This is a genomic window from Pseudomonas sp. LS-2 (assembly GCF_003605735.1).
Lineage (GTDB): Bacteria > Pseudomonadota > Gammaproteobacteria > Pseudomonadales > Pseudomonadaceae > Aquipseudomonas.
Genome location: NZ_QXTJ01000046.1, coordinates 15,715 through 41,909 on the forward strand (window position 1 = coordinate 15,715; position 26,195 = coordinate 41,909).

A 26,195-nucleotide genomic window follows, 5' to 3' on the forward strand; every position below is an offset into this window, starting at 1 on the left:
TGGATAACCAGTAGTTTGGCAGATGAAAACCCACTTAGGAAGGCAACAGCTCATAACCAGACCCACGGTAATCGCCGTGGCCAGTAACCAAACGGATAAGGTGGCTGTGATGAGTGACGACAAACCGATGTTCATCGGCGGGGTGAGAGTAGTCCCGATCAACGATTCACAGACCTACGGCCCCTGCCTCGCCTGCGGTAACGACGCCATGCGTGACGGGGCTCTAGTCTGTGCCGAATGCCGCGCCCTAGAGGCCAAGGCTAAAGCACTGCCGCTGCCAATCGAACAGATAGCCAAGCTGCTGGCTGGCGCCAGCGAGATGCGCGACGACTTCCTGGAGGAAGGCCTGCCCGCGCTGCTGCGGGTGATCGATATCGGGCTGGAGTACAGCGGCCAATCGCGGATTTGTGGCCGGTTCCTGCTTGGACTTTTCAACGGCGGCGACTTCCCCTTCGACCTCACTACTCTCCGCGGATTGGACGACGACTTGGCTGACGACTGTCTAGAAGCGCTCCGGATGGATTCACGCGCAGTCGGCGAGGTGCATTCGCTGGTGCCCAACGGGCAGGCGATTTTTGATCAGTTGCAGGTGAAGTGGGCGACCCACGACGAAACCAAGGATTGGCCCGAGCCGCTGCTGGCCCGCTGGCGTGCCTTTCGCACCGACGAAAACTGATACCCAACTACAAACGCAGGACTGCCAGTAATGACCGAACCGTTCAAAGTCAACGTAACGATGGACTTCGAGGCCCCCGACGAAGCCGACATTGCCGAAATGTTCAAGGATGTCTGCGACATGCTAAATCAGGGCGTGTCGGCCGGTAACGGTACGCTGCCGGACGGTCGGGGCTCGTACACCTTCACCACTAAGCAGAACAAGCGCAGCGCGAATAAGAGCTTGGCAGAGCAGGGCATGGAAATCGCCATGTGGTGGCACAGCCTTGATCACCAGCAGCAGCGCCACTGGCAACTCGTCGCCGACTCTGACGACGTGACGGAAATGTGGGCGGCCTACAAGGCCAACCATCCCGACACCTGACAAAGGATCTGCACCATGACCAACACTTTGTCCTTTGACCTCGACGAGCTGGCGCACATGCTGGAAGAACTGGCGCGCGTTGATGCTGCCATGTACACGGCCATCACCAACGGCGATCCGATCGAGGAGTATGCCCGCCAGCAGGTCTCGCTCGCTCGCGCCAGGTTGTTCGCCAAAATCCTGAGCGCCGCCAAGCACGACCCGGCTGCGCCGCAGTCCTTGCGTGATGCGATTGAGGGCCGAGATCAGGCTATGGCGCGGCATATTGCGAATCGCGAAGAATTGCGCGAGCACCTTGCCCAGGAGCTTGGGCTAGATTGAAAGCAGCCAAGAAGGAATAGCTATACATGGACATGGACGATTGCGATCACGACTACCGGTTTGTTTCCGTCGAGACGATCCGGACACGGGCCCAGGACACGAGCATTGACGATGACGACCTGTCGCGGTCGGAGCTGATCGATCGTATGAACGATGACCAGCCCCACTTGGTAAAAAGCCGTTGAAGGATTTGCGGGCACGTGTGCGAGGAAGAAACGTTGTAACCCGATGATCAGCGCGACAGCTGGACGATGACGATCGACACCGTGACGGTGAGCGGTTGCGGCGGGGTGAGCAGGCCCTGGACGAGGACGGCAAGGATGAAACCAGTGGCCACGTCTGTGGCGAGTTTTTTAAGGAATTGCATGTTCGGGTATCCCGATTTGGCTTAGGGATACCTATTTAGTGATCACGACTTTCTGGCGTCTTCTAGGGCTTTTTCCGGGGATATCACGACGCTTTGCCAGTCAAGCGAAAGGATGCGGGCGATGGCCATGATCAACACTGATTCGTTCGAATGTGAGCTGCATCGTGTGGCGATGGCGCTGGGGGATCTGTGGCGCCTTGAGCGCCAGCTTGCCGAGTTCGACGTGGGGGATCTGCAGGAGTTGCTGCAGTATGTCAGCCAGGCTAAGGAAGAGTACAACGACGCGCTGCTGGCGCTGGGGAAGAAGGTTGCGTCGATGATGATTACGGTCATCGAAATCAAATAGCAACCATCGGCTGCATCGCCTCAATTCGCTGGGCGATAGCGACCTTAAAACGACCTCGGTTTTTTGGGAATCTTCGCCCCTCTCACATCAAGCGTACGCCCGCAGGTGCTAACTGGTTGGAAATGTTGCTTTTTTGTGCCTCTGTGGAATCATTCTTTTGTAAGCAAAACCATCGACTGGAAGCGGAAGAATGAAGATTTTTGGTGTGACCCTGATTGCATTAGCAATCGCAAGTGCCGCAGGGTGCGCGAGCGTTGAAAAAAGCAATACCTCCCAGCGACAAGGTGTAGATAAAGCTTCGGACGCTGGTGTTGAGTACGAATATCGGGCTTCGGATGTTGTGACGTTGAAATACGCGAATGCCCACCCATTAACGTTCTCCGCGGATGCGACTCCTGCTGAAAAAGTGCTAAGCGTTATGGGCATGCCTTCATTCAAAGTTGCGCCGGCGGGATCCTTCACCTCCAATCAGTTGCGTACAGCTACTGCCGAACAGACCAGGAAGTACATTTCGGCTGTTGCAGCCCCCGCAGGTCCAAATGGCAAAGATTTTGAAGCATTTGGATTGAACGTCGTCGGTGGCACTGCTGGCGCCACCGGCATGGCCCTATCCCTGCTTGCCGGCTCTCCCAAATACGACCCGCGAGTAAACCTGGGGTATTTCGTCTGCTTCGAGCGAGCTGATCATACGGCTGATACCTCAGCCGCGGTTTCGAATTGCGCCAAGAAGATGAACCTCATGTTTGATGCCACCGTGACAAACGTCACGAAAGTCATCAGCCTTGAAAATGGCCAGTTCAGGACAGGGTCCGTTCTGACAAATGCAGGTGAAAAAACAGCAAAAGTGTTCATCGGGCGTCGCGGAGTACTCGCAGCAGACGGTTTCGCGCCCTCTGACAGAGGTGGGTATGCTTCGCGAATCGTGGCAATTCCAATCAATTCTGAAACTACCTCGACCATGGACAAAATCCTATTTTTGGATAATGGGAACGTCACACCAGCAGAGGTAGCTGGAGCACTGGCCAAGCATCTGCCGGACAGCTCAGCATTTTATCTACCAGACCGAATCAATGGCCCCATTGGCGTTTATTGACCCCATTTGGACTCAGGGCTGGTTGGTGCGGCCTCATTTGAACCGGCGCAATCGCCGGTTTTTTTATGAGGGAAAAATGTTCCCCGTGGTTTCCGGAGGCTATGAATTAGGAGCTCTAAGCTCGGCTATTGCCTCGCCAAGTGAACCAAGCTCGGGCAGGGGCAGTTCATTGATTAAGCTCTTCGTGACGGCGATTGCAGCTTGGGCTCCTTTCCCAGCAAGAGCTTTTCCCTCCGAACCCTGAAGAGAGACCAGATCCAACTTCAAGTAGGCTGACTGAGTTCGGACAAAGGCTTCTAGGCTATCGAGCAAGTTCGTGCTCAACGTTACGGTGATAGGACGATTGCTCATGAAGGCTCCAGTGGTGCTGGCAAGCGGTTTGAAGGCTGCCCTACGCGGGGAGATGCAAGCATAGTTCGGTTTCGGTGAATGGGCCTCTGGTTGCCACCTATGGAGATAGCTTCAGGAAAGAACCTTTCACATCCTTTTTGGGTTAGCGGTGTGCAGACCGGCGTCAATCTGGGCTTGCAGTTTTAGTTTCCAGTGGATGATGAATCTCAATCCCGACCACTGGAGGTATGCATGACCAAAGACGAACTGCTGGCGATGCCGGCTGACGATTACATGGGCCCCGTCCAACTTCGATTTTTTCAGCGAGCTGATCCTGAAATTGGTTGAAGGCCTTCGTTCGAACATTGTTGAGAAGCGCCCGGAGTTGCTCAGACTCGAGTCTCACCCTGATCCTGCCGATACTGCGTCCGGAGAGGAGCTTCGCCAACGAATTGCCGGCGAGATCCAGCGTGACTCTCAGCGGATTAACGCACTGTCAGGGGCCTTGGGACGGATGAATGCGCAGGATTCCTACGGATTCTGCGAGCAATCTGGCGCTCCGATCGGCCTTGCCCGGTTGCTCGTTCTTCCTGAAGCCCTGCTTTGTGTTGACGAGCAAGAGCGCCTTGAGACTAGAGGTCGACACCTGCGATCGGCTTAGGCACCAGTTGATTGCACCAATTGCGAGGGGCCGACTGGTCAGCCATTGGTGCAATGCGCTGTTAGGTTTATCGGAACGAAGGAAATAGAGATGTACGCAATGACAACTTTCAAGCGCCTGCGCAAAGATTTCTATCTTAAGCGCATGGAGGCCCGCTCCGTACTCGCGCGCTACTCGCGGGAGGAATGCCGTTTCCTTAACTGTCAGCGCAACATGAGTATCCTGGATGCTAAGGGAGCTGGACGAGGGCTAAGCCGGAACGACATCTACCTCTACCGTTCATTTCAGGATCAATCCGCTTACTACCAGGTCCGAATGACGAATCTGGCGTCCACTCTTGCAAGCTACGGCTCAAGCTTTATCGAGCTGATGGAGCAAATGGACATGTTCTCCTCAGTCACCGAGCGTCTCGATCTGCTTGGGGGACGATGCCAGGAATTGCCCGGTAGCAGTTGGAGTAACGCAACGCTCAGCCAATTGGTAACGAGGTTCAAAGCAGAAACAGCTTCTCTATCGAGTGGCCGGCCACCAATTCTCGCGTGTCTCATGGCTCTTGAGGGGTCTTTGATCCCAGCTCCAATCGAGCAGGGTCAGACAATTCAGTTTCGGTCGCCTAGCGCTGTGCCCTTGATGTCCCTACGGCTTGTATCTTCTCGTTGATTGCACCCTGATCGGGGGGCTGATTGGCTCCCCCTGAAACAGCATCGCTCGTACTGTTCCTGATGTGCTACCACCTCAGGATATCCCATGACATTTCGCCTCAAAACCTTTATCCCAACAGTTCTGGTCTCGGTTGCTCTGAGCCAGGCTGTCAGCTTTGCCGCCCTGCATTTCTGGGGTGATAGCTATCTGTCAGGAGTTGCTCAAAAAGCAGCCGAATTACGTGAAAAGGCTGAGATTGAGGCATTTGCCAAAGCTCAGTTTGAGAAATATTCAAAAGCGGCCGACGAGGTTCCGAATGACGCACGTGTCTACGGTGACCTCAAAGCACGCTTCACCCTCGCAGAATTCTCCGATATGGAATGCCCGTTCTGTAAGCGGCTGCATCCAAACCTGAAACAGATCGTCGACCGCTCAAACGGTGCAGTTAACTGGCAATGGCGCCATCTCCCGCTCTCATTCCACAATCCAGCAGCAACCGACGAAGCCTCTGCAGCTGAATGTTTTGCTGACCAAAAAGGCAACCGCGGCTTCTGGGTGTTCCTGGACCAAGTCTTCGAAAAGTCAGCAGGTAACGGCGGCGGGATCAAGGATTTGAGCGATGTGGTCAAGTGGTTGGGTGGCGACAAGACGAAGTTTTCCGAATGCATGTCGGCCAACAAATACAAAGATCGAATTGCCGAGCATATGCGAATGGGTGAAAAGATCGGGGCTACTGGCACTCCTATGACCGTAGTCATCGACAACCTGACCGGTGAAAAGGAAATCGTTTCAGGCGCTCAGCCAATCAGCGCTTTTGTGACAATTATGAAAAAAATGGCCTACAGCGAAAAGGCGGACGCCCAGGCTGAGGAGAAGAAAGAGAAAGGAGAATCTGTTGATGGCGGCGATGTCGTGTCTCAGAAGATGTTGGGCTATGGCTCGCAAGGTGGCGATGGATCGGTAGGCATCAAGCAAACCGGAGAAGCGGCTGCACAAGGTCCCAACAGCGCAGTCGAGCAAGAAGGCTCAACCGGCAAGGTCGATAAGTAGTCCCGTCGCTTAGCCTCAGTACGCTGAGGCTTGGCACATTACCAGGAGCGTGGAATTGGCGGGATCACCTTCCAGATCTACTCCGAGCGTCATCGGCGGGGTCTGCTGGCCCATAGGGGTTGCTGCTGCTGCTTACTTCGGTTTGGTGGAGCATGCACCTAGGCATTTTCTCCTTATCGAAGGCACGATACTCAGATCCCTTGGCTACGTGCTTTTTTGCGCATTTACCTTGTACGCCCTTTCACGTGCAACGAGAATTGTTCGCTCCCTGTTCGTGAACAACACCGTCAGAATCCTACCTGGATGGGTCAGCCGTATTGATCCGCGGGAAGACCTCGCTACGATCCCTGCGCTTGCAGGTGAGCTCACAGAAACCGACAAGGTTGAGGTTCTCGGATTAGTCGAGTGCGCGGTTAATTGGGAGGATCTGATTCAGTTACTTGGGTTTCAAGGCTATCGATTAGTCGCACACGGCCGGGGAGTATGCTTGGCGAATATAGACGCTCAGATTGAAGTGCTGTGCACACTTAAAAGCCTTGGACGAGGCTGTGACACCAAAAGTCTTACCTTAAGGCTAGGGCCAATACCGAAAAGCCTAGATCCGACATGAAATGATGATTGTTTGTAAGCCTGCAAGATTGCAGGCTTTTTGTTGCTCGAAGTCAATGAAGTAGACTCTCGAGTTTTCGGCGTCTTTCATAGTCTCGCATGATCCCAATTACGACCGAGTTAAGTTCGAGCTCTCGCTTGGCCCTGGTTGAAGCAACATACAGTAGATTCAATTCGTCATCTCTTGCGTCTGCTGACATGTCGGGATCGAGTGGGTCCGGAAAATCCTCAAATAGTTTGACGTAATCGAACTCAAGCCCCTTGGATCGGTGTGCGGTGCTGAGAATGACGTCGGCTGATTTTGCATTTTTTACAGTAAGTTTTCGAATTTGCGCTATGGCTTGATCCAAGTTGCTGTGGCCATTAATAATGCGAATGGCTCTAGCCATGTCTCGGTCCTTGCTGGCTTCAGCAATGGAAATATAATCGTCCCAGTCCTTGTAATCTTTTAAGAGTTTCCTCGATTTTACCTTGGAGTGGCAACCTTCACTGAGCCAAAATAGATCCTCGAGTTCCGGGATTTTGTAGGATTTAATTTCACCTACCCAAAATATCTTTTGATTTTTAGAAGCACATTCCAAAGCGCTCATGATTACGCCCGTCACTGTTCGGTGTAGTATGGCTGGGCTCTTGGCATCCTCGCTTAACTGTAGTTTTACCTTAGTAGGAAAGCCTGCGCCGATTACTTTCTTTGTTTCTCCCTTATAGTGAAGTATAATATTTGCTATTGTCGCAATGGCGGGGCCGAACCTAAAAGATTTTGTTAGGTACAGATCTGTGGCTGAATCGAGCTCCGGGTCTGATAGTGCGTTATCACTTCCGCGGAATGAGTATAATTGCTGATGCTCGTCCCCGACCAAGATCACTTGGCAAGTTTGGGCTTTAGCTAACCCAAGCGTAATGCCATTAAGATCCTGCGCTTCATCTGCGAGCACCCCATCATACTTCAGGCTGAAATCTGGTTTGGTCAAATAATAAAGCTTCAAATACCCATCATGAAGCATCGGGACAGAAGTGTCATTTAGGTCAATCATCCTTGCCCATAATTGCTCAGAGTACTTAAATACGGCCTCTACAAATGACGATGGCATCTCGGCCACTGGCCGACGGTTGATAACTGGGAGATGGCTTTCATGGAATACTTCGATAGTACTGCACAAGAAATTGTTAAGCGTTCCGATGATTGCCCTCACCAAATTCCAATCGTCAAGCTCTAAAGTTTGCTTAACTTCAGAAGGGCGAAGATTGTCTCCCATCTTGTGCGCGTATAGTGACCCAACTGCTTTAAAAGCAACCTGGTGGGTTGAATAACAGTCTACGTTACCTTTAGGGAATTTTTCTGATGCCTCGTCTGCAATGCTGCGGTTGTACGACAGATAGAGAAATTTGCGACCAGTATTACGCTTGGTATATTCGACGAGTGAAGTCGTTTTTGAGGCGCCGGCGAATGCTCGTACTCGCACCCGCTTATCTTTGCAGACGAAAATAGCTTCTTGCTCGTCGGTCCAGGTGAAGGAAGTAGCCACGTATTCGGTCCTCTGATTGATCTTGCCAATCTAGCAACAGGACTCCTACTCAGATCATAAGACTGCTCCCCGTAGTGGGCCGGAAAGGTCCTTCGTGTACTGTGCACGTGGCTACGATTCACCTTTATCCGTATCAGGGGAGGGCAAGTACGTGGTTGGACAGGAAGGTTGGGGAGCGTTCCTCGCGCAGAGCGTGTTCATACTTGGTGCTCCTGGCGCAGTGATCGTACTGCAGAGACTGGCAACGCACGCTGTTATGCGATGCTCATTTAGATTTCATGCCCTCACCGGGATGATCGGAGCGCCACTCCACGAGCTGGGTCACTGTATAGCCTGTGTTCTGTTCGGCATGAGAATTCTGCAGGTCAGATTTTTCGCACCGGACGCGGCAACCGGAATGCTAGGGTTCGTCAGGTTTGCTTACAACCCGCGATCTACTTGGCACGCTATCGGTTTGCTGGTGCAAGGGATAGCGCCCGCAATCATCGGATACTGCACGATTGTCTATTTCCTTCATCCAACGATCGATGTGGGATGGTTGCCGTTTGAACAAGTGACGGGGCCTATCACAGCAGGCATCAACACAGCTTGGATTTCAACAGTGGGGCAGGTGTTCTCTGGGACATGGCTTGGCGTTGGATCAGGTGCTTTGGCTATCGTTATCGGCTTACATGCGATCCCATCCTCTGCAGATCTTCGACTCGCGCTAAGGGGGGCACTCGTATTGGCCGCGGCCGTGGCTGGCGCCTGTTTAATCGCTCAGATCCAGATTCCGGTTACGCAGCCGGTGCAAGGGGTTCTGTCCTCGGTGCAGTCGAATCTTGTGTATTGGGGGCATGTAGCCCTTGACTGGACAACTTCAGCGGTGGCCATGATTTGCTGTGTGGCTGCAGGTGCGACAGTACTGCTGCAAGTGATTCCGGCAATCGCACTCAAACTGGTTAGGAAAAAACCAATTCGCAATCCTGATCATCTCCAGTTTCATGACCACCCCCAACCAGGTTCAAGTCATCCTCGCACCCATCGGGTTGAGCCCGTGACCATAGACGGCGTCTCCGGTGAGGTTGTTGAGTAGTCGATTGGCCCAGGGGCGCGGGGCGAACTCTTCACTATATGGCTGACCTGGTCTCTAAAGTGGAAGCACTGAAGAGGAGGCAGTGCTTGAAAAGAACGTACCTTGCATTTGTCATGGCGATGCACGTTTCACTGGGAAACGTCGCGCAAGCAAGTGATATATCCAGCATCGAGGCTGATCTCGCATCGGCGATTTCTCAACACGATGAGCGGGCTGCCGGCGTTTCACTCGCCGAACTCCGGTCACGCGCTTGTGCAGGTGACCCTGTCGCATCTGCAAGTATTGGTCGGATGTATCTTTTCGGTAATGGGCTGCTTTCAAGAGACATTGGTAAAGCCCGGCCCTTCCTGTCAGCCGGTGCCAACGGTGGGGTACCACGGGCTGCATCCGACTTAGCTATCAGCATAATCTCTTCATCAGCAGCTCAAGGCGACCTCGAGGAAGCAGCGAAGTGGGTCAAGGTTTCACAATTCATTGACGGCGAGGTCTCTGCACAATCCGCCGCAGCGCTTCTACGTCTCGCTGCTGGCCAAACTGATCTTACGGCAGGTTTCCAGGCAGGTGCCCGGTGGATTCAATTGTTCCGAACGGCGGGAGGACTAAATGAAGAACAGAACCCTTGCGCAGCTGGTTGAATACTTCTGCCCTGCAGTTCTTATCATCGTTGCTACAGCTATCTTGGCAATGGTGTTTAGCAGCTCTGCGGCTATTGGTGTCAGAGGAGCAGCGTTTGGAATTGCTCTGTTTGCAATTGCCATCCTGGGAGGCTCACTCAAGTGGGGCCTCATGCTTGGTGATACTTCCGTGAAGCGTGAACTTTTCAAGCGAGCATTGATGAAATTATGGTCGCAGGAGATCGTGCCATTCGACACAAGCAAACACCCATTCATCCGTGCGATGAGACTGCGTCCACTCCCGGCTAGCCTTGACCAAACGTGCTGGAGCTTCGATATCGATTGTGACGGCTATCCCGGCTACGAAAGTCTTGGATTTATACATTTTCAAGGTCCAGTAATTTCCATGGCCATGGTCAGCGGTGTTCGTGGTCGATGGCATTTGGACTGCTACGTTCGGGCGACCTGCACTCCCGTCGGGACTACGTTCTACGTCGAGTCGGTGGATGGTCCATTGAAAAGCTGGCTTGCTCCAGGTTCTGTGATCGGTGTAGATCTGGAGAGTGGTAATGAGGGGCTTGGCCTGGATTCGATAGGCCTGGTCAGGATGTTCAGGTCTGACATTCCTGCGGTGCTGAAAAACGTAGGGGCGTGGCGGGTGGAGGCTGATCAAAAGCCGGCCTGATGGCCGGCTTCTTTTTTGCAGTTTTCTGGTCGTCGCTAGGCAGAGAGCTTTTCCCGTCCAGACTTGTTGTCTTGAATGCGTTGGTAGATCTCTTCGCGATGCACCGAGGTATTACGGTCTGCCTCAATGCCCAAACGCACTTGGCCTCCGTCGACACCGAGTACGACAACCTTGATATCGTCTCCGATGATGATTGCTTCGCCGACTCGTCGAGTGAGTATCAACATGTTCAAATCCTTGCGCTGTGGTGATCCGCCTGGGCGGCTAATATTGTCGTTCGTTGATTTAGTAATACCGCGAGGTGCAGGACATGCAACTATCGATTTGTGCTCGGGGGGCGCAAATTAAAATGCGAGAGTAGGTCTCCGAATTCGCTTCGGCCCTCGCCAAGCAAGCGATAGTCATCCGGCGTGGGCTGGTGGCCGTACATGATCTTGGTCTGGACTCGTTCCAGGAAAGCCGTCAAGTCGATTAGCCGCTGTAGCTTTACTAAGTCATCGGGAGTCAAACGGTCGATGGGCTGCATTGCAGACCTACCTGTCGCTGTTGCTTTGCCGAAAAGACAAGCATGCGAGCTTCCATCTCGATACATGAGTTGTCAGGGCAGGGCGGTGCTGAAAGGTTGAAATTCCCAATCTCGTGGAGTTGAAACTCCATTTCTTGGTTTGCCAGTTTGAAGAGGCATTCCAATGCCTCTCGTTGGCGTGAATCCCTGCAGCCCACAACACCGCCCACGAGAAATTCATTGATCAGGTCGCAAGCCTTCTCCATCGGCAGGCCGATAGCCTCCATTTCGATGGCGCTCAACCCGATTGACGGTTCATGTTCCTGATAAATCTCGATGTGGCCAGGCACGCGTCCCATGACGATGTTCAACGCGTTATTGCCTGTCGCGATTCCAATCTCTAAAGGCAGTTGTCCGTTCGCGGAGGAGTAACTGGCTATTGCTACAGCAGCGTCTATGCACATATCGGGTGTTCCGAGGCTCCATTCACGGCGGAATTATCGACCTTCGGATACATTGGAGCGTGCTGCATCGGCCCCTGACTTTGGGGCCGATTGCCTCATTCGTTAGCTTTCAAGGACGGCTTTCCGGCGTCGTCGTTTGCCGAAAATTTGCATTTTGGATACCCCATGCAACTCCAAAATGCTCCATTGCTCCCGGTTCTTAAAGCCAAATGATTTTTTTTGCATTTGGGGCATTTTGCTTCTGATTTAACGTAAGCGTCCGCCGAACACACCTTGCGTGGTTAAACGGGCGCCCACTTATGCGGCAGCAACTCCGTAATCTCACTTGCCCGCTGCGTCGGCAGACGAGTCAGAACGTCCTTCAGATAGGCATACGGATCATGCCCATTCATGCGTGCCGACTGGATCAAACTCATGATCGCTGCCGCCCGTTTACCACTGCGCAGCGATCCGGCAAACAACCAATTCGAGCGTCCAAGTGCCCACGGTCGGATCTGGTTTTCGACTTGGTTGTTGTCGATGGGCACAGCCCCATCGTCTAGGTAGCGCGTCAGCGCTACCCAGCGTTTTAGGCTGTAATCCAGGGCCTTGGCCGTTGCCGATCCGTTGGGCACTAGATCTCGCTGGGCCAACATCCAGTCATGTAGCGTTACGATTATCGGAGCAGCTTTTTCCTGTCGTATTCTCCAGCGATCCTCATCGCTCATGTCTCGCGCTTGCCGCTCAACTTCGTACAAGCCACCAATCGAGTGCAGTGCCTGTTCGGCCAACTGGCTTTTATTCGCCACGTGCAGATCGAAAAACTTGCGGCGGGCATGAGCCATGCAACCAATTTCGGTCATACCTTTCTCGAAGCCAGCCTTGTAGCCAGCAAAATCGTCGCACACCAGCTTGCCGTTCCAGGAACCGAGGAAGTTACGCGCATGCTCGCCCGCTCGGCTTGGGCTGAAGTCGTAAACCACAGCCTTGAGTGCCGAAAACGGCGTGGTGCTGTAGGCCCAGACATACGCCCGGTGGGTTTTCTTTTCGCCTGGCGCAAGCATTTGAACCGGGGTCTCATCCGCGTGGATCACCCCCTCGGCCAACACCGCTTCGCGCAGCGCATCGACCAGAGGCTGGAGCTGCACACCGGTTTGTCCAACCCATTGCGCCAGTGTCGAGCGGGCGATCATCATGCCGGCGCGGCCAAAAATTTTCTCCTGCCGATACAGCGGCAAGTGGTCAGCGAACTTCGCCACCATCACATGAGCCAGCAGGCCTGCGGTCGGGATGCCTTTGTCGATCACTTGGGCCGGTACCGGTGCCTGGATCAGTGTTTCGCACTGACGGCAGGCCCATTTCCCACGTACATGCTGCTCGACGGTGAACACTCCGGGGGTGTAATCGAGCTTCTCGCTGACGTCTTCGCCGATGCGCTGAAGTTGGCAGCCGCAGGCGCACTGGGTATTTTCCGGCTCGTGATGGATAACGGTGCGTGGAAACTGCGATGGCAGCGGCGCACGCTTGGGCTTCTGGCGTGGCTCGGTCGGTGCAGTTGGCGGATTGACCGCCTTCAACTCGGCTTCGATAGCTGCGATATCAGTGTCGAGCAGGTCATCGAGCAAGCTGCCTTGGTCAGGACTTAGCTGCTCGCTACGTTTGGCGAACTTGTGCCGCTTGAGGATGGCGATCTCATGAGCGAGTTGCTCGTTGACCGTTTCAAGGCGGTGGATTTTCTGGCCCATCGAGTCGACCTGGGACAGCAACTGCAAGGCCTGTTCGGCCAAGGCGCGTAGCTGTTCCGGTGTCATTTGATCGAGGTTGGGCGAGGAAGTCATGCCGCCGATTGTGCCAGAGCAGGCGGCCAGCGGCGATAAACCGATGGGCTAATGGCAGGTGTTAGAGCACTGTGATCGAGCCGCCTGCGCCGACCCGCTGCCAAGGCAGTCCCAGTACCAAGGCCTGAAGTTGCTCGCTATCGAGTTCGATTTCCGATCCTCGATGGATGCCGGGCCAGTGAAATTTACCTTGGTTTAATCGTCGGGCTGCAAGCCAGATACCTACACCGTCATGCACGAGAACTTTCATTCGGTTGGCGCGGCGGTTGGCGAAGAGATAAGCACAGTGCGGCTTCGCCGCACCGAATACCGCGATCACTCTGGCCAACGCAGTCTCGGTACCGGCGCGCATATCCATGGGCTCGGTGGCGAGCCAGATTGCATCGATGCGGATCACTGGGCCAACTCACGGATAAACCGGGCGCACCCATCAGGATCTGAGGATGGCCACTTCACGGTAATTATTTGCTGTCCGAAAGGCACCTCAATGCTGACAGACGTTTGCTGATCAGACTGAGTTCGGGGCTCCAGTTTCACCGGAACGAAAGCCGGCAACGCTGGCGCCTGACGATCACGATAAGCAGGTATCCACTTTCTAACCAGGTTAGCGTTGATACCGTGGCGCAACGCTACGCTGGCCATCGACACGCCAGGTTGCAGGCATTCCTGGACGACTTGAGCTTTAAAGGGTTTGGGATAAGAGGTTCGTTGGCGCATGGCAATCCTGACAATAAGGGCGATGGTGTCCACGTATTTTTAAGTGGAGAACATCGCCCTTATCGCAGGGATCGGGTAGGTGACTTCGCCGGACGGTTACGATTTAACGATCTCAGCCTTTGGTGCTCCGTCAGTGTTCGAACTCTTTAGCCGTATGGTTTCTAAATCAGGGACTGGTGCCCCTCCGCGTACCTTCTTATCACTGCAGGTTACGGAGCACTCCGGGTATCTAGAACAACCCCAGAACCCACTGCCTGCCGAACCTCTGCGGCGGAGTTCACCTGTCTTACAGATGGGGCACAAAACCTGTTCTCCAAACATCAAAATACGCCTGTCGTTGGCCATTTCGATGGCGGTCGGATCACTCCTGATTTCGGCTACTTCCTTGAGTAACAGGTTGTACTGGTAAGTGACGACGCCGATGTAGGAGGCCTGACCTTGAGCAATTAGGTCTAGGGCCGCTTCCATCATGCGTGTGAAGTCGAGGGCCACAAAACTGAACCGTCCCCTCATCAGAGTGATGATGCCAATGCCTAACTCCGAAGCCGACAGCTTGCGGCCGTCTTTGAGCACATAGGATCGCTTGAATAGCGTTGCCATGATTGATGCGTACGTAGAGGGTCGGCCAATGCCATGCGATTCAAGTGCTTTCACTAAGGAGGCGGATGTATAGCGCGGTGGAGGTTTTGTGACAGAGGTTTTTAGCTCCAAGGTTTTGCATTGAATTCTAGAGCTTTCCACCAGATCCGGCAGCAGCCCGGCAGTCACGCCACCCTCGTCGACCTCGTCAGCATCCGCTACCGCATCCTCAGGTGTGAGCGCCAACCACCCAGGAAAGAAGAGCGTTCGTCCCGACGCTTGGAATTGAAGGTGTTGATCAGCCACCTTCACGGCTGAGAGCAAAAGAATCTTTTTAGCGTTGTATCTGGCTGGAAGCATCTGGCTAGCGACAGTTCTCTTCCAAATGAGCTCGTACAGTTTGCCCTCGGGACTGTCCGGCGGAAAATCTGAAGGCTGAGTGATCGACGTGTCGGATGGTCGAATCGCCTCGTGAGCCTCCTGTGCGTCCGCTTTGGACGACCAGGTATTTGGCGAGTCAGGGATCGGGTGATTGTTCGAAGCCAACCAGGAACGAATGGAGTCAGTCGCTTCCGCTGAAAGGTTGAGACTGTCCGTGCGGTGGTAGCTGATCAGACCGGCCTCAAACAGCGTCTGGGCCCTCTTCATGGTGTCATCTACCTCCATACCTAAGCTGTTGCTTGCCGCCTGCTGTAGAGTTGATGTGGTGAACGGCGGCGGGGCGTTTCTGAGCGCCACTTTAGATTCAATCTTGTAGACCATGAACGCTGGCTGTTGACGGATAGCCTTATCCAGCTCAGTAATCACCGATAGGTCAGTAAAAATGTCGGACAACGGCCGTTGGGTCGACTGCTGAAATGGTTTGTGCAGCCATTCCGCGCTCCAATGTTCGTTTTTGCCAGGAAACGGAAAGCTGGCGATTAGCTTGTAATGGTCAGTGGATTTGAATGCCCTGATTGCAAGCTCTCGATCAACAACAATCAGGAGCGCGGTGCTCTGGACACGGCCAGCTGATAGATGGGAAGGCGCCTTTGTGATCTCTGTAAGCAGCGGTGAAACCGTGTAACCCACGATACGATCGTTGACTCGTCGTGCCTCCTGAGCCGCAACCATGGCCATGTCTATTTGACCAGCGTTCTCTACCGCTTTTAGAAGTGCCTTTTGGGTGATTTCGTTAAAAACCATCCGCTTGTGGGTCTTAGGTTTCATCACCTCAAGAAGGTGCCACGCTATCGCCTCACCCTCGCGATCCAAGTCGGTTGCGAGGTAAACCATTCGCGCTTCTTTGCTGAGGCTTCGGAGTGTTGAGGCCAGCTTTTTTTTCTCCTCGTAAACTTGATATTCGGGTCGAAAATTAGGTGCATGAACTCCCATTTCATTTGCGGGAAGGTCACGGATATGACCAGCTGAGGCAATGACTTTGAAATTTTCCCCAAGAAATTTCGCGATTGTTTTCGCTTTCTTGGGCGATTCGACTACTACCAGATCAAACACAGTGGAGGTCCTCAAATTGTTTGAGGTCACCATGTCAAAGGAGATGGGCAGTTAGGCGCCAGTTCGGCCCTAAAAGCGTTACCGGCCGAGCCGGGCGGCTTCTTCCTCTGTGCCCGCATTCAAAACAGCACGGAGGTGGTAACGATCGTGTTCAGCCTGCCCATGGCGGGAGGAATCTTGCATAGCAGAATTTCGATCATCCTGAATATTCAAAGCGATCATTAGCTCGCATTGTCCCATTTTTGCCAGGTCGGTCGCCGACACCGATCGCGGATGCCGCCGGCCATTTTGTCTAGTCATTCAACACCCCACCTCTCTGATTTTCATCTGAAGGCTCTCATGAGATTGCAAGTATGCAAATCGCCGTTCAGAAACGCCCCATACGAAGCTAGGTGCTAGTGAGACGCTTCCAGCGGAGACTATGGGGTTGCATATGCGAAAAGCTTGATACGGTGGTCTCGTTATCAACTATCGAGTAATCGGGATGAGCGGTGGAATCGGGACCTGGAGGGAGCAATTGCCCGACGTGCTTCGCGGCGCTCAGGTAGTCCTGTCGGAACGAGATTTGTACACTGAAATCCCGGTACCGCTGCATGGAAGGGCAGACCAGGTATTCCTCGCACAAAAATGGCTTGTGGTTGTAGACACCAAACGACGCAAAGCGGGGAAAGTCTACGCAAAGGATGTCATTCAGCTGAGTGTCTATGCATTCATCTTGGCTCGACAGACGACTGCGCTTTTTGGGAGCAACTACCCTGTCGCATCTAAGGGGTTCATTCGATTGGTGACGCCTCATGGAACCGAATATCGGCCTGTCCAGTTGCTCAATAGCAGCCAAGTGATCAGCCTATGGAATAGGTACTGGTATCTCCGTGCAGAGGGGCTGAGAGCTCGGCCAACACATCCTACTGAAATGGTTTGTGCTGGATGCCCCAAGCGAGGCAACTGTCCAATAGGACGCAGAATTCGCTAGCTGCGCTGACGTGCATTGTCCCTCCGAGAGCTGCATGGAGGGACGGTCTTCAGTGCTGTCATGATAACCTTCTGCCCTACCTGAATCCTTGACCTTCAACTGACCCCTGACCATATCCAAGGCAAACCGCTTGAACGATCTCCTCTCACCAAATCCCAACATTTCGGGATCAACCACTCGGGAGCCTCCACACTCTCTTGAAGCGGAACAGGCGGTGCTTGGTGGCTTGATGCGTGAAAACCAGTCTTGGCATCGGGTTTCGGGGTTTGTCTGTGCTGAAGATTTTTATCGTGGTGACCATCGCTTAATCTTCCGTGCAATTGCAGACCTAGCTGAAGATAGCTCCGCATTCGACGTTGTAACGGTGCAAGCCGCTTTGGCATCTGGCGGAAGCTTAGAGGCAGCTGGTGGTGGGGGATATTTGTCTGACCTCTACGACAACACATCGTCGACAGCGAATATCGTTTCCTATGCTCGGGTGATAAGTGAGCGAGCGAGGCTGCGCACAATTGTTGAGGTCTGTGCGGACATAGAGGACAGCGCCCGCCACCCTGCTGGCAGATCTGCAGATGAGCTTATAGATCAAGCAGAACAACAAATGCTGGCGATTGCCGGTACGCGGCCAAAGGAAGGGGGACCTGTTGGTTTGGATCAATTGCTGTCTAAAGCCGTTGATACGATCAAGACCTTGAATGAGTCTGGTGCGGAGGCGGTGGGGCTGTCCACAGGCTTTGAAGACCTAGATAGCCGCTTGAACTACCTCCGGCCGGCTGACCTTGTGATCGTCGCCGGAAGGCCTTCAATGGGGAAAACAAGTTTCGGGATGAACATCGTCGAGAGCGCTATTCAGCGTTCTGAGAAGGTGGTCGTGGTCTACTCCCTGGAAATGCCAGGCGAATCTCTTGTAAGCCGTATGCTGGCTTCAGTGGGAGGAATTGACCTTTCAAGAATACGATCTGGACAACTTGAAAGTCTGGACTGGCCGAAACTGGTCACCGCTGCCGAAATCATCGATCAGCCGAACCGCGTGTTTATCGATGACACTCAATCGCTCAGTCCTTTTGAGATGAGATCCAGGACTAGACGCCTTCGCAAAATGTACGGTGAAATTGGCTTGATCATGGTCGATTATTTGCAGTTGATGAAGGTTCCTGGCGCTGGTGGTATGAATCGGACCAACGAGATATCAGAGATTTCTCGTTCGCTTAAAGCGATGGCCAAAGAGTTCAATTGTCCGGTTGTCGCCTTGTCTCAGCTTAACCGCAGCGTTGAGCAGCGGAAGGACAAACGTCCTGTGAACTCTGATCTGCGCGAGTCAGGGGCAATTGAGCAGGATGCTGATGTGATCCTATTCGTCTACAAGGACGAAGTGTACAACCCTGAAAGCAGATTCAAGGGAACCGCTGAAATCATTATCGGCAAGCAGCGAGAAGGGCCTACTGGTTTTGTCCGTCTTCGTTTCGATGGCCCACACACACGATTTCTGACCATGGCCGATGGCTCGCACGACTTCACCAACGATGAGATGGGAGTACCAAAGGTCGTACGCAATCCACGGGTAGGCCGAGTATCTGCTCATGCTGTTGCAAATGCAGTTAAAGAACAGAAAGAGAGGCGAGCGGGTAGAAAAAATGCAGGTCGCCGGCGCCCATCTTGAGTGGAGGCGAACACCCCCTCCAATTTTAGACCCAGTCGAAGTGAGAATATGGTCTTTCGATGAATGAGATATCAGAACAACAGTATGACCTTCAGACATCTGCATTGAAGGTGCCGCCTCACTCAATCGAGGCTGAGCAAGCAGTGCTTGGTGGTCTGATGCTAGACAACAACGCCTGGGAGCGTGTGTTGGATCAGGTCTCGGACGGCGATTTCTATCGTCATGACCACCGCCTGATCTTTCGGGCCATTGCCAAGCTGGCCGACCAGAACCTGCCCATCGACGTCGTCACCCTGGCCGAGCAACTGGACAAGGAAGGTCAGACTTCGCAGGTCGGCGGCCTGGGTTACCTGTCGGAGCTGGCCAAGAACATCCCCTCGGTCGCGAACATCAAGGCGTACGCCCAGATCGTTCGTCAGCGCGCCACGCTGCGCCAGCTGATCGGTATCAGTACCGAAATCGCCGACAGTGCGTTCAACCCTGAAGGCCGTACCGCTGAAGAGATTCTCGACGAAGCCGAACGGCAGATCTTCCAAATCGCCGAAGCGCGGCCCAAGTCTGGTGGCCCGGTGGGCGTGAACGACCTGCTGACCAAGGCTATCGACCGAATCGACACCCTGTTCAACATGGGTGAGGGCATCACCGGTCTGTCCACCGGCTACACCGATCTGGACGAGAAAACCAGCGGCTTGCAGCCCGCGGACCTGATCATTGTCGCTGGCCGTCCGTCGATGGGTAAAACCACCTTTGCGATGAACCTGGTTGAAAACGCAGTGCTTCGCAGTGAAAAGGCGGTGTTGGTATTCTCCCTCGAGATGCCGGGTGAATCGCTGATCATGCGTATGCTGTCCTCGTTGGGCCGCATTGACCAGACCAAGGTCCGTTCAGGCCAGCTGGAAGACGACGATTGGCCACGCCTGACCTCGGCGGTCAACCTTCTTAACAACCGTAAGTTGTTCATCGACGACACCGCCGGTATAAGCCCTTCGGAAATGCGCGCACGCACACGACGATTGGTACGTGAGCATGGCGACATTGGCCTGATCATGATCGACTACCTGCAGCTGATGCAGATTCCGGGCTCCAGCGGTGACAACCGGACCAACGAAATTTCCGAAATTTCTCGGTCCCTCAAGGCGCTGGCCAAGGAATTCAACTGTCCTGTGGTGGCCCTGTCCCAGCTAAACCGCTCTCTGGAGCAGCGACCGAACAAACGCCCGGTGAACTCCGACTTGCGTGAGTCCGGAGCGATCGAGCAGGACGCCGACGTAATCATGTTCGTGTACCGCGATGAGGTCTACCACCCGGAAACCGAGCACAAGGGTGTGGCGGAAATCATTATCGGTAAACAGCGTAACGGCCCGATCGGATTCGTGCGGTTGGCGTTCATCGGCAAATACACCCGTTTTGAGAACCTGGCGCCGGGTAGCTACAACTTTGACGATGATGAGTAACGTCTTACGTTAGTGAGTAGAAGCGAAGCACAGGACGTAGCTGCTAGGAACGGCATCTACCACAACGAACAAGCCCCGGAAATCCGGGGCTTTTTTCTTTGCTATGTGCGCAAGGTTGCGTCAGTCGACCAGATTAAGATTCTCCTAAGCTTCCTTACTTTCCTGTTGATTCTTCGCGTCATCATCCCGATGGCGTCCGGCCTCATCGGAGATGGCAAGAAACTTTTCATAGATATCAACCGGAATGGAGATTGCGACGGTTCCGGTTTTTGCATCGATTACTGCTGAGCTACGCATCACCTGCGAAATCCCGGTCATTGATGTAGCCATCGTGGTGACCAGCTTCTTACCGATCCGTCTGGTTGGTACAGCGATGTTCCGGCTCGTCAGACGGATCGGTGGTGGGCCAGTTGGAGCTTCTTTCTCAGAAGAGTTTTGCTCAGGTCCAGACGTCGCGTTGCTCGCTTTCGCTTCGCTATCAGGTGACGCTACGTTCTGTGGTTCGGTGAGACCGGACCCTAGCTCGGGGTAAAAAAGCTCTTGCTCTGCTTTACGCTTTTCATAGGAGCTCATGATGATCTGCACGCTCTCCTTCCCGTATTTTCGGAAAAGATCCAGCGCCAGGTGGGGCTTGATGACCTCTTTAACAAGTAGATCTTGAATTTCATCAGGGAGTGTCAACAAACGGACTGTTTCGCGAACGTGCGTAGCGGTTTTGCCGATATGGTCGGCGACGTGATTATCATCCCAGTTCCAGCTGCGAAGGCGTTGGTACAGCCGCGCTCGCTGCATAATTGTCAGGCTAAGCTGGTCGTTCGACGTCAGAATCCTTACGGTATCAAGCTGATTGTTCCCCTTAAGCTCGATGACGGGAATTCGTTTAATCATGGCGCCCCGAGAGATTGCAAGCCTTGCCCCTCTCAGTCGGCAGTGGCCGTCCCGGACATAGCAATGCCCGTTAACGACTTTCACTTCGATAGGTTTGATCTGAGCATTTTTAGCCCAAGCCTGTGCCAGCTTCTCGATGTGGGCAGCAGTTTTAGGCTCATCGTAGTCGCGTTCATTGAAGCCGTCTTCCTCCTCAATTAGCTGAGGCGAAAGCCAGGTCATTTGTGACTCACCTACCAAGCTTTTATCTTCAGCAGCGGCAAGCTCAGCAAAGCTTTGGAGATCGTTAATCTGGGGAGAGTCGTTCTCCATGAGTTCGCCGTCTGGGAAATGGTCGTAGTCAGTCATCGTCGTGTTCTTCGCAGGTGGTGGTGAGCCGGCGGCAGAAGGTGCAACGTACCGGCGCAGGCAGTCCGCTTTCCAAGCTTTTTGTGACACTGATTTGCTCATCACGGCATTGGGGCTAAGCGTTTTCTATCGCCAGTACCTTACCCACTTCTGTGAAGATGCAAGCCGCCCATCGAACCCAGCAATGGTGGCCAATTGACGGCTTCTAGGTATTGATTGTGTTTAACGTCTATGCATACCCACCTGGTGAGGACCCACGATGAGCAGTGTGCAGGCGAGAAGAAGATTTTTGATCTTTGGGCGTAAGCAACAGCCCGTACGGAGCATTCGAAGCGCAGTGAGGGCGATTGACAGCCTATCAGCGATTCTTGCAGAGGTAGCCCGACTGCTGGAAGCGAAGGCTTTAAACGGGCCTAGTCGATCAGTCGAGGAAGAGAAATACAGCCTACTGCCAATTGAGAACGATATTGATCAGGACGTTGATCATTGGACGTGGCAACCAAATTTGAAGGTATGCCTGTTAGCGTCGGCCACCATTGGTCTTGCTATTGGCCCCATCGTAGGGTATTTGACCTACGGAGGCGGAATCTACTTGGCCACGCTGAATTTGTTAGGTCTGTGAAAAACCCCGCCTCGGCGGGGTTTTTTATAGCGGACAGGCACTACTTCATCTGCATGCATTTACCGCGCAGAGAGGGAGGGATTCCCTTAGGCCCTCCCCGAGCGACGAGCTCCCATTCCTTTTCCGACATTGTCGAGCCTGCACCTTTGCAAAACTTGCGATATGCGACTAGGTAATCATTTTCGTCAGCCTGCAGTGGCTGTGGAGTCGCCTGAGCGTAAATCACCGGTTTTTCTGGGGCTACGGTCAACGCCTTATCGATGGCGGTACCGACACCATTATTAAGAGCTGTCACAACAACGCTTTCCCCGGCAGCGGTATCGTTGCCAGCACGCAAATCTGCGTAGCTGCCGTGAGTGGTCATGATCGACTCTTCACTGCCCATAACGTGCTGGTAGGAAGGCTTACGTAAAGCTGCGCCACCGCGGCCATCGTGCCCCCAACTGCTGTAGAACTCATGTGCCAGACGTACGGGAACATAAGTCGTAGATGAGGCAGTCTCTTCTTGGTAGGGGTTTTCTTTTGTCGAGCACGCAGCAAGTAGAACTGCCGCGGTAAGGATCATCAGCTTAGTTTTGAGCATGGTTGCCCCCGATTGATTTAACAAGATCATATTTCGATCAGGGGGTATCAAGATTCGAGTCCGAACCCCTTCGGGGTTCGGATTGGTCTTCAGAGTTTCTTAGCGCTCGCGAGAATGGAGGGCAATAGGAGACCTCCATGCATTTTCTAAAAAAGCTATTTGGCTTTGCCACGACGCCAGCGCAGCCTCGTGAAAGGCAAGGTAGCCTTACCGATAACCAGATCCAGGTACTGGATCTACATTCTCCTGAAATTCAGAAGTACCTGAAAACTGGCGACGAGGCCTCGCTTCGATACCCTCCGTTCCAGAAGGGTTGGCTCGCAACTGTTCCTGGTAGGGTGCTGCTTGATGCCCAAGCATCCAAGGTGCGCCAAATCGCGAGTGGGATTGGCTTGCCACCGACTGAGTTCAATCGATTGATTCTGCCGGTGCTCGACGCATTCGCTGATTTCGCGCACATGCTGCCGGCGTCGCAGGCTCACCACCATAGGGGGCCGGGTGGCCTGTTGGCCCATTCACTGGAAGTGGCTGTATACGCATTGAACGCCTGCCAGGTCACTAGCTTTGACCATGATCGGTATCCAGCAGAGCGGATCAAGCGCAGAGACCGGTGGAACGTCGCTGCAGTATTGGCAGCACTACTGCATGACGTAGGCAAGCCGCTATACGATCTGCGTGTTACAGATGATTCTGCCGAAAAGGTATGGCAGCCCGTGGCCAACACGATTCCTGAGTGGGCGGCGGAGCAGCGCGTTGAGCGCTATTTCATCCACTGGAATCCAAATCGTCACGAGATTCACAAGCACCTATCCACAACGATGGTCGAGCGCTTGCTGCACAAAGACCTGCGCCTTTGGATCATGGAGGCTGGACAAGATCTCTATTTCGAGATGATCAGCGCGATTGCCTGTGAGGATGAAAAACGGCTGCTGACGGGGCTTGTTATTAAGGCCGACTCAAGTTCGGTGGAGACAGATCTTCGTAAGTACGGCGGCGATGCGTCCGGTCAGTCAGCTATGGGGATTGGTGTCCCCGTGGCCTCAATTGTTGTGGATGCGATGCGTTTGCTACGAAGTGTCGGGACATGGAAGGTCAACGAAACTGGTCAACGGGTTTGGGTTTTCGGTGATGGCGTTTATGTAGTCTGGGCTCAAGGCGTCCGCGACATAACTGAATCACTTCAAGAGAAAGGTATCAAGGCGGTACCACGCAGCGCTGACGCCCTTGGCGAGATGCTTCTGGACCATAATATTATTGAGCGATCGCCTGATGGTTCGATCTACTGGAGTGTCAGCCCTGACCTCCTAAACGCTGGTCGATCCAAGGCTATCAAGCTGAAGTGTGTCAAGCTTGCTAGTCATACACTGCTTTTCCCGTTCGAACCGCTACCCCCAACCGCAACTGGGACGGTAGGGGAAGATGAGCACCAGTTGCGGTTCGTAATAGGTGGTTCATCAGATGGACAACCACGGTCTGCGCTAGAAGAGGTAGGCGGCGATTTGGCTTCGGCTCCTCCCACAGATGGGAATGGTTCAGTCATCACGCCAATGTTTTCCCTACCAGGAGATGATCCTTTCGGAGCCGCGGTGCCGGCAGAGATTATTTCAGCGCCAGTATCAGTGCCTGATTTCTCCGTCCCAACGGGTATGCAGGACCCATTTAACACTTTGCCTGTACCCGGCCGGGCTGCAACATCCCTGTCCGAAAAGCCAGTAACCAATCCTTCACCTGTCAATGCACCAGTGATCCCCACTCCGATCAAGGCTTCTCCTAGCTCGGTGCCATTGGATACCAAGCCTAATCGGCCCAAAACGTCGAATGTAGGATCGGTGCAGTTAGTCACGGTTGATGGGACCGAAGCGCCAAAAATTAAAGTGATTGGTGCGAACGCTGATGTTCCTGCAGTAAGGCCGGGGTCGATAGTGGTCACTGTAGGTAACCCTGATGTAAATGGCGGAATTCGTGTGGGCGGCGCACAGGCGGTAATAGGGCAGCCAGCAGCGCAACACAAGAAAGGGAAAAAGAAGAAGCGAGGTCCAGGTGAGCCTTCTAGCGATGCTCAAGCGTTAGAGGTTGCTCCCGAGACAGATCAGCATTTATTGGCTGCGTCGGAGGAGCAAGCAGGCAGTATCCGGATACCAGACTCTTCGGAATCTGTCAGCCCCAAGGAAGACTTTTCAACGGAGTCTTTAGAGGCAGAAAGCCTTGATGACGTTGAGTACTCGGATCATTTTGGTGACATTGATGATGAGGTTCTAAAACTCGCCGGCATGGAGATTCCCGATCGAACTCTGATGACAAAAAACCGGGTAGAACCTGACTTGGCAGCAGAGACGAATTCCAACCAGTTGGCGGAAATTTCCCAGCCCGTGCTGTCGCCTCAGATTCTTGAACTGGAATTCGATGAGCCGGAGTTAAACGTCCACCATGAAAGAAGCCGAGGCAAGACACAGCCGATTGTTGTGTCACCAGATTTGGCAATGGTTGAGGAATTTGGGTTTGACAATTTCGATGCAGAATTGGCAAGTAAGTACATTGGAGAAATCCCTGCGGAATCCCCACTTACCGTAAAATTGCCGAAAGAAATGGCACGGTTCACAGAATCGGAGAGCTTTGAAAAGTCAATTGGTGTCGATTCATACGACTTGCCGTCGCTTGCACGTGAACAACCGGACTTGGCCGACGTTAATCAACAATCCAAATCCTCAAAAGATTCTTTTGAGGAAGCTCAAGTAGACGAATTTGATCTCCCCCTGCTGAGTGAGGGCGTTCTGTACGATGATGCACCTGAGGCGTTATGGACAGCTGCTGATGTCAGCTTAGATGCCTCATGGCATGAAGATGATCCCCCTCCCATGGCCGATTTTGATTCTAGCTACGAGTCGTCTTTCCAAGACAGTAAGCGAAGAATTACCAGCACTGAGGAGCTAGGGCATTCGGAAGAAAAAACCGCCCCAATTGATGGTGAGCAGCGTCCAGTTGAGAATCAGAGTTCTGTTAACTCTGCGTTCGCCTCCACTGACCCACATCGATTACGAGCAGCCATCTCAGTTCAGGAAGGTTCGATTGATACAGCAATTCGCGTGGGGCAACCCCGTAAACCGAAAGCACCACTTCCAATAAGTCCAGTTCAAAATCAGGGGAGTCAAGCGGCTCCGGACTCATCAGTGGACGGCGTTGAGATGCCTTATTCCCCTGAACAGGCGGCGGAGTATGAAGCTTATCTGTCTATCACTCCTGATCTCTCGAGTGCACTACGCTGGTACGCTGAGAATCTGGATAAGACAGTGTCGATGAACAGCTTCAAACCATTTTTCTCGTTCGAAGGTAAAGGGTTCGTCGCTGACGACATCCCGGCTTTGGCACGGGCAGGGTGGTTGTGGGATGACTTCACGGGCACGATGACCAGGAAAAATCAAAAGGGCGTTCTCTTAACGAGCTATCTAGGGGCGGTATTCGAGTATCTGACCCGCGGCAAATACAAGCACTCAATGGCGGTCGCGCGAAGCCAAGAAGAAGCACAGTTTCTACTGAACGTGGCCAGGTCAGCGATCGCAATGTGCAAAGAGCACGAGATGAATGGTCGCCGCGTTGTGACCCTGCAACCACGCAAACTGAGCGAGATTTCGAATGCTCTCCAGGTTGATGAAACGACCCTCAAAAGGGCACTAATAGCGACTCACCAATACCTCATAGTCAGGAACAATCATGTCATCGAATTGATGGACTGATTGTG

At 53.4% G+C, this 26,195-nt stretch carries 29 protein-coding genes; 16 read left to right on the top strand and 13 right to left on the bottom strand.

Annotation, left to right across the window (positions count from 1 at the left end; genetic code table 11):
- Positions 1-109: 109 nt before the first annotated feature.
- Genes D3M70_RS30800 through D3M70_RS32160 form a run of 4 tightly spaced genes read left to right on the top strand, consistent with a single transcriptional unit; the run spans position 110 to position 1,545 of the window.
- Entirely contained in the window at positions 110-676 is a 567-nt protein-coding gene (locus tag D3M70_RS30800) for a hypothetical protein (RefSeq protein ID WP_120129956.1), read from the top strand.
- A 30-nt stretch (positions 677-706) separates the two neighbouring features.
- Positions 707-1,039, top strand: a complete 333-nt coding sequence (locus D3M70_RS30805) for a hypothetical protein (RefSeq protein ID WP_120129957.1) — start codon at positions 707-709, stop codon at positions 1,037-1,039.
- 15 nt (positions 1,040-1,054) lie between these two features.
- Positions 1,055-1,360, top strand: coding sequence for a hypothetical protein (locus tag D3M70_RS30810; RefSeq protein WP_120129959.1), 306 nt, complete (start codon positions 1,055-1,057; stop codon positions 1,358-1,360).
- A gap of 26 nt (positions 1,361-1,386) precedes the next feature.
- Complete coding sequence (locus tag D3M70_RS32160; RefSeq protein WP_165869936.1) at positions 1,387-1,545, top strand: hypothetical protein; 159 nt, start codon at positions 1,387-1,389, stop codon at positions 1,543-1,545.
- Between the two features lie 47 nt (positions 1,546-1,592).
- On the opposite strand, the gene D3M70_RS33865 is transcribed toward D3M70_RS32160, so the two are convergent.
- A complete protein-coding gene (locus D3M70_RS33865) occupies positions 1,593-1,727 on the bottom strand; it encodes a hypothetical protein (protein ID WP_256660046.1) in 135 nt (44 codons plus the stop codon).
- A gap of 121 nt (positions 1,728-1,848) precedes the next feature.
- Here D3M70_RS33865 and D3M70_RS30815 point away from each other — a divergent pair, with 121 nt between their 5' ends.
- Positions 1,849-2,073, top strand: a complete 225-nt coding sequence (locus D3M70_RS30815) for a hypothetical protein (protein ID WP_120129960.1) — start codon at positions 1,849-1,851, stop codon at positions 2,071-2,073.
- Between the two features lie 190 nt (positions 2,074-2,263).
- On the top strand, positions 2,264-3,166 hold the full coding sequence (locus D3M70_RS30820) for a hypothetical protein (RefSeq protein ID WP_120129962.1): 903 nt from the start codon (positions 2,264-2,266) through the stop codon (positions 3,164-3,166).
- A gap of 99 nt (positions 3,167-3,265) precedes the next feature.
- Here the strand turns inward: D3M70_RS30820 and D3M70_RS30825 are convergent, their stop codons facing one another.
- Positions 3,266-3,517 (bottom strand): hypothetical protein, encoded by a 252-nt coding sequence (locus D3M70_RS30825; RefSeq protein ID WP_120129963.1) that lies wholly within the window; start codon positions 3,515-3,517, stop codon positions 3,266-3,268.
- A 493-nt stretch (positions 3,518-4,010) separates the two neighbouring features.
- Between D3M70_RS30825 and D3M70_RS34365 the strand changes: the two genes are divergently transcribed.
- The gene (locus tag D3M70_RS34365; protein ID WP_133306547.1) at positions 4,011-4,157 is read left to right on the top strand and encodes a TraR/DksA C4-type zinc finger protein; all 147 of its coding nucleotides are present in this window, start codon (positions 4,011-4,013) and stop codon (positions 4,155-4,157) included.
- A gap of 747 nt (positions 4,158-4,904) precedes the next feature.
- On the top strand, positions 4,905-5,849 hold the full coding sequence (locus D3M70_RS30840; RefSeq protein WP_120129968.1) for a DsbA family protein: 945 nt from the start codon (positions 4,905-4,907) through the stop codon (positions 5,847-5,849).
- Between the two features lie 662 nt (positions 5,850-6,511).
- On the opposite strand, the gene D3M70_RS30845 is transcribed toward D3M70_RS30840, so the two are convergent.
- Positions 6,512-7,984 carry a 3'-5' exonuclease gene (locus D3M70_RS30845; RefSeq protein WP_120129970.1) on the bottom strand — a complete coding sequence of 491 codons (1,473 nt, stop codon included), beginning with the start codon at positions 7,982-7,984 and terminating at the stop codon, positions 6,512-6,514.
- 349 nt (positions 7,985-8,333) lie between these two features.
- Here D3M70_RS30845 and D3M70_RS30850 point away from each other — a divergent pair, with 349 nt between their 5' ends.
- The 3 genes from D3M70_RS30850 (at position 8,334) to D3M70_RS30855 (ending at position 10,358) form a co-directional block, all read left to right on the top strand.
- The gene (locus D3M70_RS30850; protein ID WP_133306548.1) at positions 8,334-9,059 is read left to right on the top strand and encodes a hypothetical protein; all 726 of its coding nucleotides are present in this window, start codon (positions 8,334-8,336) and stop codon (positions 9,057-9,059) included.
- A gap of 86 nt (positions 9,060-9,145) precedes the next feature.
- A complete protein-coding gene (locus D3M70_RS31820; RefSeq protein ID WP_133306549.1) occupies positions 9,146-9,694 on the top strand; it encodes a hypothetical protein in 549 nt (182 codons plus the stop codon).
- The gene (locus D3M70_RS30855) at positions 9,663-10,358 is read left to right on the top strand and encodes a hypothetical protein (RefSeq protein ID WP_120129973.1); all 696 of its coding nucleotides are present in this window, start codon (positions 9,663-9,665) and stop codon (positions 10,356-10,358) included. The genes D3M70_RS31820 and D3M70_RS30855 overlap by 32 nt, the downstream gene beginning before the upstream one ends.
- A gap of 35 nt (positions 10,359-10,393) precedes the next feature.
- Here D3M70_RS30855 and csrA read toward each other — a convergent pair whose 3' ends face one another.
- From csrA to D3M70_RS31825, 8 genes are all read right to left on the bottom strand, one after another.
- Entirely contained in the window at positions 10,394-10,585 is a 192-nt protein-coding gene (csrA, locus tag D3M70_RS30860; protein ID WP_120129974.1) for a carbon storage regulator CsrA, read from the bottom strand.
- A gap of 277 nt (positions 10,586-10,862) precedes the next feature.
- Positions 10,863-11,234 (bottom strand): hypothetical protein, encoded by a 372-nt coding sequence (locus D3M70_RS30870; RefSeq protein ID WP_177418499.1) that lies wholly within the window; start codon positions 11,232-11,234, stop codon positions 10,863-10,865.
- 188 nt (positions 11,235-11,422) lie between these two features.
- Positions 11,423-11,599 (bottom strand): topoisomerase DNA-binding C4 zinc finger domain-containing protein, encoded by a 177-nt coding sequence (locus tag D3M70_RS34370; protein ID WP_120129979.1) that lies wholly within the window; start codon positions 11,597-11,599, stop codon positions 11,423-11,425.
- Positions 11,600-11,608: 9 nt separating this feature from the next.
- On the bottom strand, positions 11,609-13,144 hold the full coding sequence (locus D3M70_RS30880; protein ID WP_120129980.1) for an IS66 family transposase: 1,536 nt from the start codon (positions 13,142-13,144) through the stop codon (positions 11,609-11,611).
- Between the two features lie 61 nt (positions 13,145-13,205).
- Positions 13,206-13,541, bottom strand: a complete 336-nt coding sequence (tnpB, locus tag D3M70_RS33870) for an IS66 family insertion sequence element accessory protein TnpB (RefSeq protein WP_133306550.1) — start codon at positions 13,539-13,541, stop codon at positions 13,206-13,208.
- Positions 13,538-13,861 carry a transposase gene (locus tag D3M70_RS30890; RefSeq protein WP_120129982.1) on the bottom strand — a complete coding sequence of 108 codons (324 nt, stop codon included), beginning with the start codon at positions 13,859-13,861 and terminating at the stop codon, positions 13,538-13,540. Before D3M70_RS30890 ends, tnpB begins: the two co-directional genes overlap by 4 nt.
- Positions 13,862-13,957: 96 nt before the next feature.
- A complete protein-coding gene (gene topA, locus D3M70_RS30895; RefSeq protein ID WP_120129983.1) occupies positions 13,958-15,934 on the bottom strand; it encodes a type I DNA topoisomerase in 1,977 nt (658 codons plus the stop codon).
- A gap of 78 nt (positions 15,935-16,012) precedes the next feature.
- Entirely contained in the window at positions 16,013-16,234 is a 222-nt protein-coding gene (locus D3M70_RS31825) for a hypothetical protein (protein WP_133306551.1), read from the bottom strand.
- A 184-nt stretch (positions 16,235-16,418) separates the two neighbouring features.
- Here D3M70_RS31825 and D3M70_RS34375 point away from each other — a divergent pair, with 184 nt between their 5' ends.
- The 3 genes from D3M70_RS34375 (at position 16,419) to dnaB (D3M70_RS30910) (ending at position 20,018) form a co-directional block, all read left to right on the top strand.
- Complete coding sequence (locus tag D3M70_RS34375; RefSeq protein WP_120129985.1) at positions 16,419-16,907, top strand: PD-(D/E)XK nuclease family protein; 489 nt, start codon at positions 16,419-16,421, stop codon at positions 16,905-16,907.
- Positions 16,908-17,037: 130 nt separating this feature from the next.
- Positions 17,038-18,564 (top strand): replicative DNA helicase, encoded by a 1,527-nt coding sequence (gene dnaB / locus D3M70_RS30905; protein ID WP_120129986.1) that lies wholly within the window; start codon positions 17,038-17,040, stop codon positions 18,562-18,564.
- Positions 18,565-18,623: 59 nt separating this feature from the next.
- Positions 18,624-20,018, top strand: coding sequence for a replicative DNA helicase (gene dnaB, locus D3M70_RS30910; RefSeq protein ID WP_120129988.1), 1,395 nt, complete (start codon positions 18,624-18,626; stop codon positions 20,016-20,018).
- Between the two features lie 144 nt (positions 20,019-20,162).
- Here dnaB (D3M70_RS30910) and D3M70_RS30915 read toward each other — a convergent pair whose 3' ends face one another.
- Positions 20,163-21,254, bottom strand: coding sequence for a hypothetical protein (locus D3M70_RS30915; RefSeq protein WP_120129990.1), 1,092 nt, complete (start codon positions 21,252-21,254; stop codon positions 20,163-20,165).
- Between the two features lie 259 nt (positions 21,255-21,513).
- Between D3M70_RS30915 and D3M70_RS30920 the strand changes: the two genes are divergently transcribed.
- Positions 21,514-21,876 (top strand): hypothetical protein, encoded by a 363-nt coding sequence (locus tag D3M70_RS30920; protein WP_120129991.1) that lies wholly within the window; start codon positions 21,514-21,516, stop codon positions 21,874-21,876.
- Between the two features lie 40 nt (positions 21,877-21,916).
- Here the strand turns inward: D3M70_RS30920 and D3M70_RS30925 are convergent, their stop codons facing one another.
- Positions 21,917-22,489: a hypothetical protein gene (locus D3M70_RS30925; RefSeq protein WP_120129993.1), complete on the bottom strand. Its 573-nt coding sequence runs from the start codon at positions 22,487-22,489 to the stop codon at positions 21,917-21,919.
- 107 nt (positions 22,490-22,596) lie between these two features.
- On the opposite strand from D3M70_RS30925, the gene mobH reads away from it, so the two are divergent.
- Positions 22,597-26,190: a MobH family relaxase gene (gene mobH / locus D3M70_RS30930; protein WP_120129994.1), complete on the top strand. Its 3,594-nt coding sequence runs from the start codon at positions 22,597-22,599 to the stop codon at positions 26,188-26,190.
- The last annotated feature ends 5 nt before the right edge of the window (positions 26,191-26,195 follow it).